Source organism: Mesorhizobium sp. WSM3862 (assembly GCF_002294985.1).
GTDB lineage: Bacteria > Pseudomonadota > Alphaproteobacteria > Rhizobiales > Rhizobiaceae > Mesorhizobium.
This window is the reverse complement of the sequence record NZ_NSGE01000020.1, coordinates 1-18,177: the sequence shown is the minus strand read 5'-3', so window position 1 is coordinate 18,177 and position 18,177 is coordinate 1. Positions and strand designations below refer to the sequence as shown.

Annotated in this window: 10 protein-coding genes and 6 pseudogenes; 10 read left to right on the top strand and 6 right to left on the bottom strand. The window is 58.6% G+C overall.

The features are described 5' to 3' along the window. Nucleotides 1–101: 101 nt before the first annotated feature. The 5 genes from CK224_RS30405 to CK224_RS30385 all read right to left on the bottom strand — a co-directional run bounded on the left by CK224_RS30405 (nucleotide 102) and on the right by CK224_RS30385 (nucleotide 7,354). On the bottom strand, nucleotides 102–1,952 hold the full coding sequence (locus CK224_RS30405) for an ABC transporter ATP-binding protein (RefSeq protein WP_095784347.1): 1,851 nt from the start codon (nucleotides 1,950–1,952) through the stop codon (nucleotides 102–104). Next, nucleotides 1,949–2,803, bottom strand: coding sequence for an ABC transporter permease (locus tag CK224_RS30400; RefSeq protein ID WP_245426352.1), 855 nt, complete (start codon nucleotides 2,801–2,803; stop codon nucleotides 1,949–1,951). The genes CK224_RS30405 and CK224_RS30400 overlap by 4 nt, the downstream gene beginning before the upstream one ends. Beyond that, entirely contained in the window at nucleotides 2,800–3,762 is a 963-nt protein-coding gene (locus tag CK224_RS30395) for an ABC transporter permease (RefSeq protein WP_245426350.1), read from the bottom strand. Before CK224_RS30395 ends, CK224_RS30400 begins: the two co-directional genes overlap by 4 nt. Continuing rightward, a complete protein-coding gene (locus CK224_RS30390) occupies nucleotides 3,755–5,677 on the bottom strand; it encodes a prolyl oligopeptidase family serine peptidase (RefSeq protein ID WP_095784345.1) in 1,923 nt (640 codons plus the stop codon). Before CK224_RS30390 ends, CK224_RS30395 begins: the two co-directional genes overlap by 8 nt. An 84-nt stretch (nucleotides 5,678–5,761) precedes the next feature. Next, nucleotides 5,762–7,354 carry an ABC transporter substrate-binding protein gene (locus CK224_RS30385; protein WP_095784344.1) on the bottom strand — a complete coding sequence of 531 codons (1,593 nt, stop codon included), beginning with the start codon at nucleotides 7,352–7,354 and terminating at the stop codon, nucleotides 5,762–5,764. A gap of 376 nt (nucleotides 7,355–7,730) precedes the next feature. Between CK224_RS30385 and CK224_RS30380 the strand changes: the two are divergent. From CK224_RS30380 to CK224_RS30360, 5 genes and pseudogenes are all read left to right on the top strand, one after another. Then, a pseudogene (locus CK224_RS30380) lies at nucleotides 7,731–7,859 on the top strand (IS5/IS1182 family transposase); the annotation flags it as partial. 345 nt (nucleotides 7,860–8,204) lie between these two features. After that, nucleotides 8,205–8,993 (top strand): hypothetical protein, encoded by a 789-nt coding sequence (locus CK224_RS30375; RefSeq protein WP_095784343.1) that lies wholly within the window; start codon nucleotides 8,205–8,207, stop codon nucleotides 8,991–8,993. A gap of 84 nt (nucleotides 8,994–9,077) precedes the next feature. Continuing rightward, a pseudogene (locus CK224_RS30370) lies at nucleotides 9,078–9,331 on the top strand (transposase); the annotation flags it as partial. A 236-nt stretch (nucleotides 9,332–9,567) separates the two neighbouring features. Next, nucleotides 9,568–10,935: pseudogene (locus CK224_RS30365) on the top strand (IS110 family transposase). Nucleotides 10,936–10,944: 9 nt separating this feature from the next. Continuing rightward, a pseudogene (locus tag CK224_RS30360) lies at nucleotides 10,945–11,631 on the top strand (IS3 family transposase); the annotation flags it as partial. On the opposite strand, the pseudogene CK224_RS30355 reads toward CK224_RS30360, so the two are convergent. After that, nucleotides 11,631–12,622 (bottom strand): annotated as a pseudogene (locus tag CK224_RS30355) (IS481 family transposase). The pseudogenes CK224_RS30360 and CK224_RS30355 overlap by 1 nt on opposite strands. 121 nt (nucleotides 12,623–12,743) lie before the next feature. Between CK224_RS30355 and CK224_RS30350 the strand changes: the two are divergent. The 5 genes and pseudogenes from CK224_RS30350 (at nucleotide 12,744) to ehuD (ending at nucleotide 18,101) form a co-directional block, all read left to right on the top strand. Next, on the top strand, nucleotides 12,744–13,901 hold the full coding sequence (locus tag CK224_RS30350) for an IS110 family transposase (protein WP_095784342.1): 1,158 nt from the start codon (nucleotides 12,744–12,746) through the stop codon (nucleotides 13,899–13,901). 321 nt (nucleotides 13,902–14,222) lie between these two features. Further along, a pseudogene (locus CK224_RS31105) lies at nucleotides 14,223–14,367 on the top strand (IS3 family transposase); the annotation flags it as partial. 1,603 nt (nucleotides 14,368–15,970) lie between these two features. Beyond that, nucleotides 15,971–16,759 carry an ectoine/hydroxyectoine ABC transporter ATP-binding protein EhuA gene (ehuA, locus tag CK224_RS30340; protein ID WP_095784340.1) on the top strand — a complete coding sequence of 263 codons (789 nt, stop codon included), beginning with the start codon at nucleotides 15,971–15,973 and terminating at the stop codon, nucleotides 16,757–16,759. Continuing rightward, a complete protein-coding gene (gene ehuC / locus CK224_RS30335; protein ID WP_095784339.1) occupies nucleotides 16,759–17,421 on the top strand; it encodes an ectoine/hydroxyectoine ABC transporter permease subunit EhuC in 663 nt (220 codons plus the stop codon). The genes ehuA and ehuC overlap by 1 nt, the downstream gene beginning before the upstream one ends. Beyond that, a complete protein-coding gene (gene ehuD, locus CK224_RS30330) occupies nucleotides 17,418–18,101 on the top strand; it encodes an ectoine/hydroxyectoine ABC transporter permease subunit EhuD (protein WP_095784338.1) in 684 nt (227 codons plus the stop codon). Before ehuC ends, ehuD begins: the two co-directional genes overlap by 4 nt. The last annotated feature ends 76 nt before the right edge of the window (nucleotides 18,102–18,177 follow it).

Sequence of the window (18,177 nt, the reverse complement as noted above, 5' to 3'; positions counted from 1 at the left end):
GAATGGCCCGCCTCGACAAACCGCACAACACGTTCACGCAAATCGAGCGAATAGGGCTTGGGCATGGCAAATCACCTACACAAGGAAGTGAATCACAAACCTTACATCAGCGGAATCCTGCGCGATTCAGTCTGATGGTCCGACGCTCTAGAAGTCGGAACTGAGGCGACGAGGCGTTTGGTATAGGGGTGCTGCGGTTCCGACAGGACCTTATCGACTGAGCCTTCTTCGACCACGTCGCCGAGATAAAGAACGACGATGCGATCGGCGATTTGTCGCACGACCGCGAGGTCGTGGGTGATGAACAGGAAGGAAAGGCCGCGCGTAGCCTTTAAATCCTTGAAGAGATTGAGCATCTGCGCCTGCACCGAGACGTCGAGCGCAGAAACGGGCTCATCGCACACAAGCAGGCGCGGAGAGACGGCGAGCGCGCGCGCGATTGCGATGCGCTGGCGCTCGCCCCCCGAGAGTTGCGCAGGTCGCCTTTTGGCGTAATCCCCTGTGAGGCCTACTTCTGTCAAAAGCCGAGCGATCTTGACATTCATATCGCCCGAGGACTGCCCAGCGCGTAGCGATTCCGCAAGTGTCTTGCCGATAGAGTGGCGCGGGTTGAGCGTTGAGTAGGGATCTTGAAAGACCATCTGAACCGTACGGCGCAGATGAGCGCGGTCCTCGGGCTTCAGGGCCTCGAAATCGTGCGCATCGATGCCATTAATCTCGATCTTGCCAGTGGTCGGGGTTTCGAGACCAACAAGGCAGCGTCCGAGCGTGCTCTTGCCCGAGCCTGACTCGCCAACAAGGCCGACACTTTCCCCCGGAGCTATATGGAAGCTCACGCCTTTGAGCGCGTGCGTTGCGGTATTGCCGGGGAAGACCTTCGTGATGGCATCGACCTTTACCAGCGGAAGCTCGTTCGCCAGACGCGCTGAGATGGGTGGTGCGGCTTCCAATGCCGCGCGGCGAAGCGCGTCGAGTTCGCCTTGGATTTCGGGCTGGCGCAGACACCGGGTGAAGCGGCCAGGGGCCCGCTGCTCGAGTCCGGGGCGAGCCGCCCGGCAGCGCTCGTCGGCCCAATCGCAGCGATCCGCAAAAGCGCACTGTCCTGCAACGGCATGGGCCATTGGAACGCGGCCCGGCATGGCGACGAGGCGCTTAACCCGCTTGGTGGCTGAAGGTTCGGATAGGAGCAAGCCCGCAGAATACGGATGGAAGGGGCCGGAGCCGAGATGGTCGGCCCGGCCGATCTCCACAACCGAGCCGGCATAGAGCACCAGCACGCGGTCGCATATGGAAAAGGCAAGACGCAGGTCGTGAGTGATTAGGATAAGGCTCATGCCGCGTTGCGCCTTGGCGTCCTTCAAGAGCTGCATGATCTCGGCTTGGGTGGTGACGTCGAGGGCGGTTGAGGGTTCGTCGGCAATGAGAATCTCTGGATCGCGAGCGAGCGAACTGGCAAGCGCAATGCGTTGGCTCATGCCACCTGAAAGCTGAAATGGAAAGTGATCGGCGACCGCGGGATTATTGATGCCTACTTCCATAAGGCGGCGCTCCACCTCGGCGCGCCGCGCCTTGCGATCATGGAACGTGGGATCATCCCTCAGCACCTCGTCGAGATGCCGTCCGGCCCGCATCACTGGGTTCAGCATGGTGAAAGGGTCTTGTAAAAGCATCGAGACGCGGCGGCCGCGCAACCTCTGCCAATCACGCTCGGAAAGACCGTTGAGTTCGCACCCTTCGAGCTTCACGGAGCCCTTGGCGGTGACGCCGGGAGGCAATAGGCCGGCGATGGCCTTGGCCATCAGCGACTTGCCCGAGCCGGATTCCCCTACGATGGCGAGAGTCTCGCCTCGTGCGACGTGAAAGCTGGTCGGCATCGTGATCACAAGATTGCCACTGGAGAGGGCGAGATCTTGAACGGTAAGGAAATCCACAGGATCCGATGCCAAGGTCATCCGATGAACTTCTCAAACAGCCAGTCGCCGATCAGGTTCATGCTGATCGCAGTGAGGATCATGGCGGCAGCAGGGACCAGTGTACCGTGCGGGTTGCCCCCAAACAGCAGGTTGCGGTTCTCGCTCAGCATTCGGCCCCAGTCGGCAGTGCCGGGCTCGATCCCCAGGCCCAGGAAGGAAAGACCGGCAAGATTGACCAGCGCGAAGGCAAAGTCGATCGCAACATAGGCGACGATGATGGGCAGGATATTCGGGAGGATGTGAACGAAAAGGATACGGCGTTTGCTGATCCCGAGGCTGCGGGCCGCATCGATATAGGGGCGTGGACGCACCTCCAGCACGGCGGAGCGCACGATCCGAGTGTCGGACGGAACAAAGGTAATGAGCAGCACCGCGACAGCCACCCAGTAGCCACCGCCGATGACCCCGACCACGACAATGACGATGAGCGTCGATGGCAGACCGAACATGAAGTCAACCCAGCGCATGATGAGGGTATCAACCCAGCCGCCGAGGTAACCCGCGAGCAGTCCGAACACAGTCGCTACCGCGAAGGCGCCGGCAGCAATCACCATGGGGCCAACGAGCGCGGTCGAGGCCCCGTTGATGGTGCGGGAGAGGATGTCGCGACCGAGCGAATCGGTGCCGAAAATGAAGTCGGAGCTGGGAGGCGATACGCCGACGTCGAGGCGTTGCAGAGATGGATCGTAGGGCGCGATCCAGGGCGCGAGTACTGCGCACAGAACAACGACGCCTACCACCACGAAAGCGAGGGCGACCAGCAGCGGAATCTGGGCAAGGCGGCGCGAGATGCGAACAGGCTGGGCGTCGATTGCCTCTGGAAGCGTCACGACCTGACACCTTCAAAACGGATGCGCGGGTCAACGAAGGTGTAGAGGATATCGGTCAGAAGGTTGGCGACCACGACGAAGAGAGCGAACACCAGCGTCGTGCCCTGGATGAGCGGAATGTCGCGCTTGGATACTGCATCGACAGTGAGGGTGCCTAGACCAGGGAGCGCAAAGGTAACCTCGACATAGATGGAGCCTGCGACGAGGCTGACGATGACAAGGCCGGACGCGGTGATCACCGGTATCAGCGCGTTTCGTAGGACGTATTGCAGCAGCACGCGTCGCGCGGAGAGGCCCCGCGCGCGGGCGAAGGTCACGTAATCTTTAGCCATGACCTCGATCATGGCGGCGCGGGTGATCTTCATGACGATCGCCATCACCGAAAAGGCTAGAGCAATGGCAGGTAGCGTGAGGTGCCACAAGCGATCGAGGAAATTGTCGCCAGCACCAAAAGTGGGGAACCAGCCGAGGATGACGCCGAAGAGATAGAGCAGGAACAAGCCGGTGACGAAAGGAGGCGAGGAAATGCCAAGTATACCGGAGGTGACGATCAGCCGGTCGATCCAACGGCCGCGGCGTAGCGCCGCCCAGGCTCCCAACCCTATGCCAGCGCCGAGAACGATCAGAGCGCTCATGGCCGCCAGGAACACTGAAATACTGAGACGTTCGGCAATGATGTTGATAACGCGACGATTTCCGGAGATCGAACGGCCGAGATCCGCCTGTAGGACCTGCCACAGCCATTTGAGGTATTGCTCGATGAAGGGATCATCGAGGTTGTATCGCTCGCGCAAGGCGGCGATAGCTTCGGGAGTCGCCGGCTTGGCACCCAGCAACGTACGCACAGGATCGCCTGGTGCGAGATAAGTCAGGGCGAAGACGATGAGGGAGACAGCAACCAGCAGCGGGACGGCCTGAGCCAGCCGGATGAGGATGAGCCTAACCAGCCCGTTACCCATCGATCTGCCTAAGGTAGCGGTTGAACCAGGCAAACATGCGTTCCCACGCATCGTGCTTGTGGCCGACCTCTATCAGCCCGTGGCCTTCGCGCGGATAGACGACGAGTTCGGCGGTCGCGCCTTTCGCTCTGAGGGCGGCGTAGAATTCCTGCGCCTGGCCCAGGGGCGTGCAGCGATCCTCCCGGCCCTGGATCAGGAGTGTGGGCGTGGTTGGCTTGTCTATTTTGCTGAGAGGGGAGCGGTCGATGGCAACGGCGCGATGCTCGGGAAGCTGAAGAGAGCCGCCATTGATGAATTCGTGGAAGTCATGCTCGCACGAATAGTGCGAGCTCAACTGGTTGCAGATCGAGGAGAGCGGAATTGCCGCTTTGAAGCGGTCGGTGGTCGCGACGGCCCAGCAGCTCAGGAAACCGCCATAAGAGACGCCGGTGACGCCGAGGCGTTCTGGATCGGCGAGGCCGAGCGCGATGCATCTGTCGATGCCGGCCATGATGTCGTCGAATTCGGCGCCCGCGGGATCGCCTAGATTCATCCTCGCAAAAGGCTGCCCCCAGCCGACACTGCCGCGATAGTTGGAAATGAACACTATATAGCCGGCGCTTGCCCAGGCGAGGCCGCCGCGGGGGTTGAAGCTGTATTTCGCGGACAAGCTAGGTCCACCATGGATCTCAACCACCATGGGATGCGGGCCTGGCCCAAGCCCCTGCGGCACGAAGACGAAAGATTCGAGCGGCAGCCCGTCCTTGCCGCTCCAGGTGATACGGCGAAGTTCGGGATAGTTCGGGAAGCCACGTGCGACTTCGCCATTGACATCCGCGATTTGCTTCCAATCCGCTTCACAGGAAGACTTGTAATAGAGTTCCTGCGGATGGCCGATGCTTTCTCTGACAGCGGCGATGGCGCCAGAGGACGAGACGGCCATGCTAGCGACGTAAGAATTCTCGCCAACAGTGGCCTCCTCGTCGGCCTGCCATGCTATGGTGCCATCGAGCCTGATCACGCCATAGGTGGCGCCGAGATTCTTCCAGCCGGTGAACCACAGGCTCTCGCTGTCACGCCACTGCAACTGCGTGGCGTTGGAGAGCTTGTCGGCACCTAGAATCGAAACTTTGCGTGTCGCGATGTCGATCACCCGCATTTCGCCGGCTACGAGCCCGCGATCGCTCGCCCAACCTTCCAGCACTGCGACTTTGCTGCCGTCGGGCGAAACAGCAAGGCCCTGCAACTGCCAGTCAGACTCATGCACGAGCTCATGGCTGCGTAGCGCGAAGTCGATCCTCATCATCTTCGGGTGATGCCAGCCGCGTTCGCTGGCATCGACAGAGCAGATGGCGACCGCGCCGCTGGGAGCCAGATCGAATTCCCACACGTTCAGGTCGCGCGGACCGACCTCGGCGGTTTCGCCGGTTACCGTGTCGATCCTGAACAGGCGACGGAGTGCGGGGCCGGGTACCGTGACCTCAGGATCCTCGTCCTCGCCCCACCAAAGGCGGATCGCACCGTTGATGGCGCCGCTATTTAGGCCGCGGTCGGCGGCTAGCACGACGATGAAACTGCCATCCTCTGCCCATTTGAAATCCTCGATCGTACCAGGTATGTCGCCGAGGGGGCGCGCGTCGCCGACACCTTCAAACATGAATAGTTCCATCTTCCCGCGCAACCGGCGGTCGGAGGTGAAGGCGATGCGCTCCTCGACCGCAGAGGCCTTGACGAGGCGGTCGCTGTTGGGGCCGCGTGTCAGCTGCGTCATCGATCCATTGAGGCCGAATTTCCAGACACGGCTTTCCAGCGACTCACCCCTGTTGATGCCCGAAGGACTGACGGTCGCCAGCACGGCGCCACCGTCACGGGTGAAGCAAGGGCCGGAAATGTCCTGCAGCCGATCGAGCCACGCAATTGCGTCGGGAAGCGCCATCTGATTGTATCCTATTGTATCCGGGAAGGAAAATGTGCGGAGACGGCGCGCAGAGCGCCGCCGCACATGCCTTGATGGGCATCATCAGGTTTTGAGGCCGAAGCCTCGCATCGTCCACGGGATATTATACCAGAGCGCATTGTAGCCAGTGAGCGTGTATTTGTTGCGGATCGCCATGGCCGACCTCGGCCAGAAAATCGGCACCACTGCAGCGTCCTCGCCGGCGATCCTGAACACCTGCTTCAGCGCTTCGCCGCGCACCTTCGGATCCGAATTCTCGTTCGCGGTGGCGAGTGCCTTGTCGACCTCAGGATTCTTGAAGTTGGAGGCGTTCATCCCGTCTTTGCGCGCATTGGCGCTGCTGAAAAACAGGCTCGGATAGTTCGAGGCGTCAGCGAAGTCAGGAGCGTATCCCGAGATCTGCATTCCGAGGTTCTCATGCCCTAAATAGCCAGCCCACCACTGAGCGTCGTCCATCTCCTGCACCTTCGCGGTGATGCCGATCTGCCTAAGGTTCTCAGCCACACTTTGAAGTATATTGGTCTTGTACGGATCGGCCTTGGGGCTCGGCACCGTAATCTCGAATCCGTCCGGATACTTCGACTGCTTGAGCTCCGCCTTGGCCTGTTCCAGATCGAATTGGCAGGTTGGCAACGTGGCGTAGAACTTGCGCACTTCGTCCGGCGGCATGATACCGACCCACATCTCCGGTGGATTGAGCGCGGTCGCGGGCTCACCGTTGCCCTTGAGCAGCGCCTTCACCAGGCCTTCCCGGTCGATGGCATACGAAATCGCTTTGCGGGCATGGATGTCATCGAACGGCGCCGCGGACTGGTCGAGGGTCAGCAGGTACACGCCCAGTGAAGGCTGCGTGATCACATCGACATTGCCCAGCGCCTTCCATTGGTCGATCTCGGAGACCGAGACATTGAAGGTGCCGTCGATGTCGCCGTTCTGCATAGCGAGGATTCGCGTCTGCTCATCAGGAATGGCGACAATCGTGATCTTCTTTACGATCGGCTTGCTGCCCCAGTAGTCATCGCGGGCCTCGAGCACGACACGTTGTGCCGGAACGAATTCCACGAGTTTATATGGACCGGTTCCGAGCGGCAGGAGATCGGGCGTTCCGAGATCGTCGTTACCCAATTGATCCTTCTTGAACAGGAAGCCGGCCATAACTGCGGCCCAGTATTTGAACTGCACGTTGGGCGATTTGAGCTTGACCGTGACGGTGGCCCGATCGGTCGCCTCGGCGGAATCCACGGAAGAGTAAAAGGACGCGACTTGCGAGCCGCTATCCGGGCGCAAATGGTACTTGACAGTGGCAACCACATCGTCCGCGGTCAGCGGCGAGCCATCGGAGAAAGTAACGCCTGATCGCAAATGATACACCGCTGTGGTGGAGTCGGCCATCTCCCAGCTTTCGGCTGGGCCAGGTATCATGGAGAGGTCGTCACCGAATAATAGCGGGCCTTCCTGCACAAGCGACATGATTACGCCGATTTCGGTAGACCAGAAGTGAGGCACAAAAAGCGTTTCGGGGACCGTGGGCAGTGACCAGGTGATCTCGTCGATCGTCTCCTGACCACTGGCAGCTCTGATCGTACCGAGCGTGGAAGCCAAAGCCGCACCCGAACTCAACGCCAGAAATCCTCGGCGGGACATTGTGGTCATCATCGTCCAAACCTCGTTGTGTGTTTTAAGCGACCTTTTGTTTGTCGATCTTTTATTGGTGCGCACTGACGTTGACGCAAGGAACATAGCCCACTGATGCACCGGCAGGTAGCCGGTCTAACAAACGTGCCAGAAGTGCGCTCACCGACGCTTCAAACGTCACTGTAATGGGTTCTTGCGCTAAGCATTCTGCAACTTTCGGGCTTCCATGCAGTTTTCCTGCATTTTTTCAGCTCGAAACTTCCGGCACCGTCCCGGATATCGTTGTCTAAGTCATTGTTCGCTCAAGGAACGCCTATGGCCATCGTTCTTATCAAGTCTGACTTGGTTAGCAGGCTGTTGATGAAGGATCCCCTTTGGCTTTTGAGGATGGCCGCGTCGCCATTGTGATGAGCGAATGTTCTGTCGCATCAAGGACTTCCGTCGCATCGCAACCCGCTACGATCGACTCGCCCGCAACTTCCTCGCCGCCGTATGCATCGCCGCAACCGTCAGCTACTGGTTATGAGTCTTGGCCCTAAAGGAGGAACGGGGAGCGGATTCTGAAGTCGAATTTTTGCAAATACCACAGACGAGGCCCAATAAACGCCGGATTACTGCGCGCTGGCAAGCCAGTTTGCACAAAAGCCGCGCGTGGGCGCTGCTATTGTGGCGAGCCGCTGCTCTTCTCCCGCCAAGGCTGGAGGCTACGCGGGGCTAATGCGCAGGAGCAAAATCGCTAAATTCTGCGCAGTTGAGAACCTGTGGAAGATCTCCACGGTTTAGCTGAGTTTTCTCTTTGCGATTGCGGTGTAATCGAAAAGCTGCGCCACTCATTATGAAGAGATGACGATTTACCGAAGGAAAACAGCCAATGCCCTCGCCGAACACATTCTCAACCATTCATGTCAACCCTTCCCATCCCGCTGTACAAGCTGAGCCAATCATAGGATTGATTGTTTGCTCTACCGACTACATCACTGAGCTAGAGTTGCGCAGAATGCTAAAAGATGAAAGAATTGCCCTCTCGGCTACAAGGTTCAAGCATGAGGAACCGAGTTCGCCGGAGATGGCGATCGAGAGCCTGTATAATCATATTTATGAAATTGCCAAGGCTGGCGAGATGTTCGACCCTCCTGGCGCTACCAAGGTATTTGCATACTCGTGCACGTCTGGGTCGGCCGTAATTTCACAAGAAAACTTGGAGGATAAACTGCACCAGGCCCGCCCTGGCTCGTCGCTAACGTCTCCTATGACGGGAGCTTTGCGCGCCTTTGACAAGCTTAGCGTCAAAAGAATTGCTATGCTCACACCTTACATCGAGGAAGAGGTTGCCGTTGTCGCCAACTGCATCGAAAGTGCGGGTTTCGAAGTTTGTGCCTCGGCTTCATTTAACCTAATTAGTGAAGCCGGCATTGCATCATTATCACCAGAGAGCATCTTCGAAGCGGCCCGCGTTTTAGACATGTCCGATGCCGATGCACTCTTTATCTCGTGCACTCTCCTTCGCACTTCCACCGTGATTGACCGCTTGGAAGCCTCCTTGGGAAAGCCTGTGATCACCGCCCATCAAGCCATGCTATGGGATTCGTTGAGGCTTGCTGGATATGAGAAGTCGGTGGTTGGGTACGGCCGACTGCTGAGGCAAGCTGACCTGAGGTAGAGGAGAGCCTTTTTGAACATCAACTGGCCTGCTGCCGGTTCGTGGACACCGAGATAAGGTGTTTAACGGAACTGGAGAGTGGAAATGCAAAGAAGGAAGTGCAGCCGCGAGTTCAAGCTTGAGGCAGTGAGGCTGGTGAAGGATCGCGGCGTCGCGGTGGCGCAGGTGGCCCGCGACCTCGATCTTCACGAGAATGTGCTGCGCAAAATGGGCGCGCGATCTATCGGCCGATCCGCAGCATGCCTCTTCGGTCATGGGCAAATCAAGCGGAGCAGCTGGAGAATGACCGGCTGCGCAAGGAAGTCGCCAAGCTGAAGGCGGAGCGCGACATCCTAAAAAACTGTCACGGGCCGTTGCCCGCCTGCGCGCGGTAGAAACAGCCCATGCTACCCTCGCACCTCGGAGGGTAGCGGCCGTCAGCTTATTGGAGGCACAGTCCCCGTTAAAAAACGTGGTCCATGGGTGCATGCGAACTTGAGAGTGGCGACGCCGTTCCTGCGGCGATCCCGATTAGGAAGATGAAGATTTAGCATAGCCCAGACCCTCCTGCCGACAATCGTATGGAGGATTTGCCATGCCCAAAAGGACGACCGGTGACCGCCCGGAATTGAAGCCGATCAACATTGGTGCGGCCGCCATCGACATTGGATCAAAAATGCACATGGCCGCTGTCAACCCGACCTGCACTGCCACGCCAGTACGTGCGTTCGGCACATCTACCCAAGATCTGCACGATCTGGCGGACTGGTTCAAAGCGTGTGGGGTGACCAGTGTGGCGATGGAATCCACCGGGGTCTATAGGATCCCGGCCTACGAGATTCTCGAGCAACGCGGGTTCGAGGTCATTCTGGTCAATGCGCGCTACGCCAAGAACGTGCCTGGGCGCAAGACAGATGTGAGCGATGCCGCATGGCTACGTCAGCTCCATTCCTACGGTCTGTTACGCGGGAGCTTCCGCCCTGATGCCGAGGTTGCGACCCTGCGCGCCTATCTGCGTCAACGTGAGCGGCTCGTGGAATACGCCGCCGCCCACATTCAGCACATGCAAAAGGCCCTGATGGAGATGAACCTGCAACTTCATCACGTCGTCTCCGACATCACCGGTGCGACCGGCATGCGGATTATCCGGGCTATTGTCGCGGGCGAGCGCGATCCCGACGTGTTGGCGACCTACCGCGATGTGCGCTGCCATTCCTCCATCGAGACGATCCGCGCCGCGCTGGTGGGCAACGATCGAGACGAACATGTCTTCGCGCTGACCCAGTCGCTGGAGCTCTACGACACCTACCAAGCCAAGATGCTCGACTGTGATCGCAAGCTGGAATCCTTGATAGCGGCGCTGACTGACAAAGGGGCCAAGCCGGTGGGCAAGCTCTGCAGACCGCGGGTGAAGACCAAGTAGGTCAATACACCATCGTTCGATGTGAGGACCGCTCTATACGGCGTGCTTGGCGTCGATCTGACCGAGATCCATGGGTTGGGTCCGTCACTCGCGTTGAAGCTCATTGGCGAGTGCGGCACTGATCTGCGGTCATGGCCGACCGCGAAGCACTTCACCTCATGGCTGTGCCTTGCGCCGGGGAACAAAATCTCGGGCGGCAAGGTGCTCTCCTCGCGCACACGGAGATCGTCAAGTCGAGCAGCCGCATTGTTGCGGTTGGCGGCCACGACCATTGGGCGGAGCGATACGGCGCTCGGCGCCTTTTATCGTCGGCTTTCCTCTCGTGCGGGCAAGGCGAAGGCCGTGACGGCGACCGCCCGCAAGATTGCGGTCCTGTTCTACAACACCCTCAGGCACGGCATGACCTACAAGGATCCGGGTGCCGACCACTATGAGGAACAATATCGCAGCCGCGTCCTCGCAAATCTGAAGCGGCGCGCCAAATCGCTGGGCTTCGTTTTGCAAGCCGTTCCCTGCGACGCCGACGTTGCTGTTTCTTAGGAATGCTGCAGCCTACTTCGCGAGGGAAGTGATGCGAGGTTCGCTTTCCATCACGAGGCACCGGATATCTGGCCGGTGGCGATTGCTGTGCAGTGGCGCTGGATGTGTCCCGCTCAGGCTCCCATGCCTGGCTCAACCGCAGTCCCCAGCGCTCGCTCCCGCCATGACGAGATCCTCGTTTCCAGGATCGACCCAAGCTTCAAAAGCAGCGACGCACCTACGGCGCGCGTCGGGTCTGCCACGACGTTCTGGCAGAGGGGTTTTCCTGCGGACTGTATCGCATCGAACGGCTGATGCGGGAGACGGCCCTCGGGCACGTCCACGGCGTGGACTGCCGAAGGACACCGGAGAGCGAACGGCGGTGTCGGACAATCTACTCGACCGCGCCTTCGAGGCATCGACCCCGAACCAGAAGTGGATTGCGGACCCACATCTCGACCGCCGAACGATGGCTCTACCTGGCCGCTCATTGATCTGTTCTTCGGCACCCCAACTCGTCACTGACGCTTTGATCATGGCGATCTGGAGGAGAGGCAGAGAGGTAAGCCGGACATGCTTCTGCACCACTCGAGGGATCGCAATCTACGAGCGAGCAGTTCCAGGGACTGCCGACCAAGGCATCACCTGTTCATGAGCCGGTCGGGCAACGTCTGGGACAACGCTGCGATGGAGAGCTTTTTCTCGTCGCTCAAGACTTAGATGTTTAGTCCCGGCATTTGCTGGAGCGGATTTAGCCTGAAGCGTTCGGGTTGAGTGGCCCACGCCTTGCAGATGTACTCGTAGGGTGTGAGGCCCTTGAGGGTCTTGAGCCTGCGGGCGAAGTTATACGCCGCGACGAAATCGGAGAGATGGCTGCGAAGCTGGTCGTGGCTCTCGTAGTAAAAGCGCTTGACGGTGGCGTCCTTGATGGTGCGGTTCATCCTTTCGACCTGACCGTTGGTCCACGGGTGCCTGGCCTTGGTGGTCCGGTGTTCGATGTCGCTTGTGGCGCAGGCATATTCGAAAGCATGCGCCCGGAAGCGCTCGCCATTTGCGATGGCCTCCTTGATGAGGGGAACGGCCGACCCTCCTGCACCAGGCGTGGTGAACTGGATGCCATTGTCGGTGAGCACGGTATGGATCTTGTAGGCGACGGCCGCGATCAGGCGCAGCAGGAAGTCTCTGGAGACGGCGGTGGTGGCCTTCTCGTGCAGCTCGACGAAGGCGAACTTCGAGGTGCGGTCGATAGCGACGAACATATGCAGCTTGCCCTGTTCGGTTCGCACCTCGGCAACGTCGATGTGGAAGTAGCCGATCGGGTAGCTCCTGAACTTCCTCTTCGCCGGCCTGTCGCCCTCGACATCGGGCAGACGGCCAATGCCATGGCGTTGCAGGCAGCGGTGCAATGAAGATCGCGTCAGGTGCGGAATCGTCGGCTGCAGCGCATAGAGGCAATCGTCGAGCGGCAGTAGCGTGTAGCGCCGGAAGGCGACGATGACCGCCTCGTCCTCGACGGAAAGAACCGTCGACTGCGGCTCTTTTGGCCCCGTCGGCAGGTCGGCTGTTGAGGTTCGCTCCCGCCACTTCGCGACCGTCTTCTGGTTGATCCCGTAGCGCTTGGCCAGGGCTCTCAGGCTCTTTGACTATGTTGTATCGCTCGACGGACCGCCTCTGTCGTCGTGGCGCTGCCATGGAGAACCTGGCCCATAGTGCCTCCTTCGATTCGGAGGACAAGGATGCCCCATCAAAGATCCCATGACCGGTGGTGGATAGCGACCTGCGCTCTGGCAGGGTGGGGTTGCTGACCAACAACTCTGTGGAGGCCAATCATGCATGTTGCAGCCGATCAAGCCGCGGCGCCCGCCGCTATCCGCACCGACCTAGGCGCGATCTTCGTTTCTCTGGAACTCAGTAAATCGACCTGGTTGGTGACCTCGCTGTCGCCGGCCCGCGGCGAGAAGATGTCGAAACATACAGTGCGCGGCGGCGATATCGCCGGACTGCTGGCGCGCTTTGCCCAGCTCCAGGACAAGGCGCATACAAGCACCGGACGGCACTTTGCGCTTGTCGTCATTCAGGAGGCGGGTTTGGACGGCTTCTGGATACATCGTGTCCTGGAAGCCGAGGAGATCGAAAGCCACGTCGTGGACGCCGCCTCGATTGCTACGTCGCGCCGGCGGCGTCGTGCCAAGACCGACAAGATCGATGGTGAGGCGCTGGTGCGCGCGCTGCTCGCCTACAAGCGGGGCGAGCCGCGCGTGTGCGCGATGGTCAGGGTGCCGGGCGTCAAGGAGGAGGACCGCCGCCGCATCGGCCGTGAACGCAAGGTTCTGGTTGGTGAGCGGACCTGCCATGTCAACCGGATCAAGGGCCTGCTGTTTGCTCAGGGCATCACCGGCTACGAGCCGCTGCGGCGTGACCGGCGACATCGGCTTGAGGAATTGAAGACCGGCGACGGTCGCGCGCTGCCTGAACATCTCAAGGGGCAAATCCGTCGCGAGCTCGACCGACTCGAACTGGTGATGGCCCAGATCAAAGAGGTGCAGGCCGAGCGCGACGCTCTGCTGGCAATCGAAGTCGCCGAAACTCCAGCACCGACATTGCTCGATCTCAAGGGTATCGGACCCGAGTGCGCGGCTATCCTCTACTCGGAAGGGCTGTTCCGGCACTTCGATAATCGCCGGCAGGTCGCGGCCTATGCCGGGCTCGCGCCGACACCCTGGCAGAGCGGATCGGTCCAGCACGAGCAAGGCGTCTCGAAGGCCGGCAACCCCCGGCTGCGAACGACGATGATCGAGTTGGCCTGGCTACTGCGCAATCAACCCGCTTCAGCGCTTACCCGCTGGTTCCACGAACGCGTGATGCGCAATCAGGGGCGCCTCAAAAAGACAACCATTGTCGCTCTTGCAAGGAAGCTGCTCGTGGCGCTGTGGAAATACGTGACCGCGGGCGTCGTCATCGAAGGTGCCGTCATGAAGGCTGTCTGACGAGACCACACCGACACACTCATCCCTCGAGGCCTGATCAGCCTCGGCGGATCCAGGAGGCGAACCGAGATCCCAGCTGGCTGGAATGCCGTATCAAAGACGGGTCTCGCCTTCTGGGCCCCTGCCGCCGAAATCGGGATATTGGTGCAGCCGTCCTCAAGCGGCGACCGTATGTGAGTTTGACCAGGCTCGTTTGACCGAGCCGTGTCACGCAATCGGGCCCAGCTCTGGATTCCGCGACCAATTGGGAGGAACACGATGCCGCCCCAACGCCCCTCTTGACCCAAGCATCGTCATGTGAGCCTGGGATCAAACATCTAGCGGACAGCCTGCAAGGTCGACAGGACCAGGGATGACACCAGGGCGGATGTGTTCGATTACATCGAGCGCTTCTAAACCCCCGGCGGAGGCACTCGACGCTAGGCTATCTGAGCCCGTCGAGTTCGAGGAACAAGCTATGCTAGGTTAACCTCGTGTCCGAAAAACCGGCAGCAGACCATTCCATGACCGTGCTGGACTCGTCGCAGCCGGTTCCTAGCCGCCGCCGCCACCACTGCGGGAACAAATAATGGTTCGGGTACCACTGTCCGATCGCGAGATGGCGAAGCTTTGCGATAGAGCCGAAGAATGAAGTCGTGGCGCTCCGATCAAATTTTTAGGAACAGGATCATGCTATTTGCGGTCTTCACCGGATAGGTAGCTGCATTAGCGGTATCGCGAGTGAATGCCGGCTGTGTCGACCGAGACATAGGCGCAATCAATCTGAGTGTGTCGACGCTGACCGACAGGTTGGAACGTGTGCCTCGGCGCTGCTCTGGCTTGCTCCGTGTTCACATTCTGCGCGACAGCCGCCAGAACGCTGAAATTCTGCATGGCCGAGCTTCTTTTTCGCTCCGTATGGACTGTATGGACAGTTATGAGTCTTTGACTAGGCACCGGCTGTCCACCCACCTACTGCTTTATGCCCTTTCCTGCCACCCAGAAGGAGTCCGTGGATCACGTCGAAGACGTAAACCTTGCAGTCGTAGACCAGCTGGAGTCTGAAGTGGGGAGCAGCGACCGCTTGGTTTCTGTGCTTTCCGACCGAGGGTGAATCGAATATCTGGCGCATGGGAGATAACTTTCGATGCCGACACAAAATGCTTTCTCGGCCACTCACTTGGTTCCTTCCTGCCCGCCAATTTCGAGTGAGATGGTCTTAGGATTAATTGTCCCGTCGACCGATAATCTGGCTGAGCTAGAATTGTGCAGAATGCTGAAGGAAGATGGTGTCTGCTTCTCCGCAGCAAGGATCAAACATCAGGAGCCCGATTCGCCACAGAGAGCAGTAGAGAACCTTTACCAGCATGCACACGAAATAGCTCACGCTGGGGAGCTGTATGATCCTCCCGGTGTTGTAAATGTATTCATCTACGCTTGCACCTCGGGGTCGGCCACAATTTCACAGGCTAGGTTGGAAGAAGAGTTGCGCCGTAGCCGGCCGAGGGCCTTCATAACTTCTCCTATGACAGGAGCACTGCGCGCATTCCACCAGTTCCGCGCAACTCGGATCGCTATGCTTGCGCCCTATATAGATGAGGTCGGAGCTGTTATCGCAGAATGTGTTGAAGAGTCAGGCTTCACAGTTTGTAGCTATGCCTCATTTAATCTGAGAACGGACTCCGCAATTGCTGCGGTTGCTCCTGAGAGCATCTTCGAAGCGGCATGCTCAATTGACACGCGGAATTGGCGATGCCGAACGTCCAGCGTGATCGAACGCTTAGAGGCGCGCATCGGAAAGCCAGTAATTTCTGCCCATCAGGCTATGCTTTGGGACGCACTGAGGCTCGCGAGTTACGAGAAGCCGATTGCGCACGGTCGGCTTTTGATGCTGACGAGGTAGGGCACCATAGAAGTGTGTGGCGGGCTGTCGTGCAAAGGGCAAGCGGAAAATGCTGCCCATCGCTCGATTTCGAATGAGGTTTACTGTCTGGGCGGTCCAACATAGGCGCGGTCGGCCCCGTTGCCATCTGAGGGAGCAGCGTAGTTCCAATTACCGATTACTCAAAGCACTTACTAAGGGAAAGCCAATGAGCCCGGCGGCTATGGTAAAGTTCGAGAACGTATCTAAGCATTATTGCGAACATCGTGTCCTGACAGACCTTTCGCTGAAGGTTTCCGCGGGCGAGAAACTTGCTCTTATCGGGGCATCTGGTTCCGGCAAAACCACCATCCTCCGCATCCTCATGACTCTGGAAACCATTGAGGCGGGATATATCACTGTTAACGATCGACCGCTTCTGACGCCCGAGGTTGCCCGCCTCGCGCCTCGCCGTCGGGAGGCGTACCTTCAAGAGATGCGGCGAGACATCGGCATGGTGTTCCAGCATTTCAATCTCTTCCCTCACATGTCTGTTCTGCGCAATGTCACTATTGCGCCCATCCTTACGAGAGGCACAACCCTAAATGAAGCAAGGGATCAAGCGCTAGATCTACTGGAAATGGTTGGTATGGAGAACAAGGCGAGCGCCTTACCGGCTGAACTATCGGGGGGGCAAAAGCAACGCGTGGCCATCGCTCGTGCGCTCGCGCTAAAGCCCAAGATCATGCTATTTGATGAGGTGACCTCTGCTCTCGATCCTGAACTCGTCGAGGAAGTCCTGAACGTGCTCCGCAAACTGGGAAGCCAAACGGACATGACGATGCTTCTGGTCACTCACGAGATGAGCTTTGCCCGCGATTTCGCCGATCGCGTTCTCTTCCTCGACGGAGGTCGCATTGTCGAGGAGGGGCCGCCAGAGGAGATCTTTCGTAACCCTCAACAGGATCGGACGAGACTTTTCCTTCGTAAGATCGTTGCTGCAGGGCTGAGCCTGTGATGCCCAAGTCCGTTGAGTTTTTGCCGCTGATTCTTAGCGGCGTAATTCTAACAGTGGAACTTACTGTTCTGGGCAGTCTGCTTGGGCTAATGGTTGCTTTTGCAGTCGGGTTTGCTCGCTTAACAAAAACCGTGTGGCTGCGAGTGCCTGCGCGTGTGTTTATGGAGTTCTTTCGAGGAACCTCACTCTTCGTTCAGCTCTTTTGGGTGTACTTCACCCTACCCCTCTTCGGCATTTCGCTCACACCATTTCAGGCTGGGGTTGTCTGCCTCGGGCTTAACGCTGGCGCCTATATGTCTGAAATTGTTAGGGGAGCTATTCTCGCGATTCCCCGCGAGCAGTTCGAGGCTTGCATTGCATTGAATCTTAACAAGGGACAGCGTCTTCGATATGTGCTTCTGCCTCAGGCGCTGAGGCTAATGATCCCCCCGTTCTCAAACAGTGTCGTCGAGTTACTGAAGAGCACGTCGATCGTCTCACTTATTTCTTTGTCAGAGATGACCTTCCGCGCACAAGGCGTCAGGGTACAGACTGGCGACACTGCCGTGCCGTTCGTTAGCATTTTGATCATCTATTACGTTCTTGCGAAGAGTCTCTGGTTGTTGATGGGGAGGCTGGAGCACCGATACGCGGGCAGTCGGTCCGGGGAGAGACAAAGATGAACTGGGAATGGCCGTTTGCCTTGCAGATACTGCCTCAACTCGTCGAAGGTGTGTTGGTCACCGTCGCGGCAAGCGTGCTCGGGTCAGCGGTCGCGATGGTTCTGGGGCTTGCAATCGCAATAGGAATTAGGTCGGCAGGACCAAACGTCGCGTCGGTAATTCGATTTTGTATAAACTTTATCCGCGGTACCCCGTTGCTCGTGCAGCTTTACTTCGCTTTTTACGTACTCCCGGACATAGGGATCTACCTGAGCCCTCTGGCGGCGGGCGTGCTCACGCTCGGCGTACATTACTCAAGTTATACATCAGAAGTTTACCGCGCCGGCATCGAGAACGTCGACCGCGGACTCTGGGAGGCTGCCAAAGCACTCAACCTAACGCGCGCTCAGACGTGGAGATATATAGTTATCCCAAATGCGGTACCTCCAATGCTGCCTGCACTCGCTAATTACGTTGTGGGCATGTTCAAGGAGACACCGCTTTTGGCCACCATCACAGTAGTGGAGTTGATGAATAGAGCTCAAATCATTGCCAATATCAACTATCGCTATCTTGAACCGATGACAATCGTCGGGCTTTTCTTCCTATCCTTCAGTGTGCCCGCAGTGATCGCATTAGACTATCTCGAGCGTCGGTATGGCTACGGGAGGGAACGCCACCACAACATGGCTATTTTCTGAGAGCCTTCTCTGATTGGGGTCGTTGTGGTCAAGGTGCTCCTGCACTTTTTCTCGGACCGTTCCGCGGGTCACTCGC

Bases quoted from the DNA above. Each gene is read 5' to 3' on its own strand.
- CK224_RS30405 (WP_095784347.1), bottom strand. From the start codon at position 1,952: ATGACCTTGGCATCGGATCCTGTGGATTTCCTTACCGTTCAAGATCTC.
- CK224_RS30395 (WP_245426350.1), bottom strand. From the start codon at position 3,762: ATGGGTAACGGGCTGGTTAGGCTCATCCTCATCCGGCTGGCTCAGGCC.
- CK224_RS30390 (WP_095784345.1), bottom strand. From the start codon at position 5,677: ATGGCGCTTCCCGACGCAATTGCGTGGCTCGATCGGCTGCAGGACATT.
- CK224_RS30385 (WP_095784344.1), bottom strand. From the start codon at position 7,354: ATGATGACCACAATGTCCCGCCGAGGATTTCTGGCGTTGAGTTCGGGT.
- CK224_RS30375 (WP_095784343.1), top strand. From the start codon at position 8,205: ATGCCCTCGCCGAACACATTCTCAACCATTCATGTCAACCCTTCCCAT.
- CK224_RS30350 (WP_095784342.1), top strand. From the start codon at position 12,744: ATGCATGTTGCAGCCGATCAAGCCGCGGCGCCCGCCGCTATCCGCACC.
- ehuA (WP_095784340.1), top strand. From the start codon at position 15,971: ATGAGCCCGGCGGCTATGGTAAAGTTCGAGAACGTATCTAAGCATTAT.
- ehuC (WP_095784339.1), top strand. From the start codon at position 16,759: ATGCCCAAGTCCGTTGAGTTTTTGCCGCTGATTCTTAGCGGCGTAATT.
- ehuD (WP_095784338.1), top strand. From the start codon at position 17,418: ATGAACTGGGAATGGCCGTTTGCCTTGCAGATACTGCCTCAACTCGTC.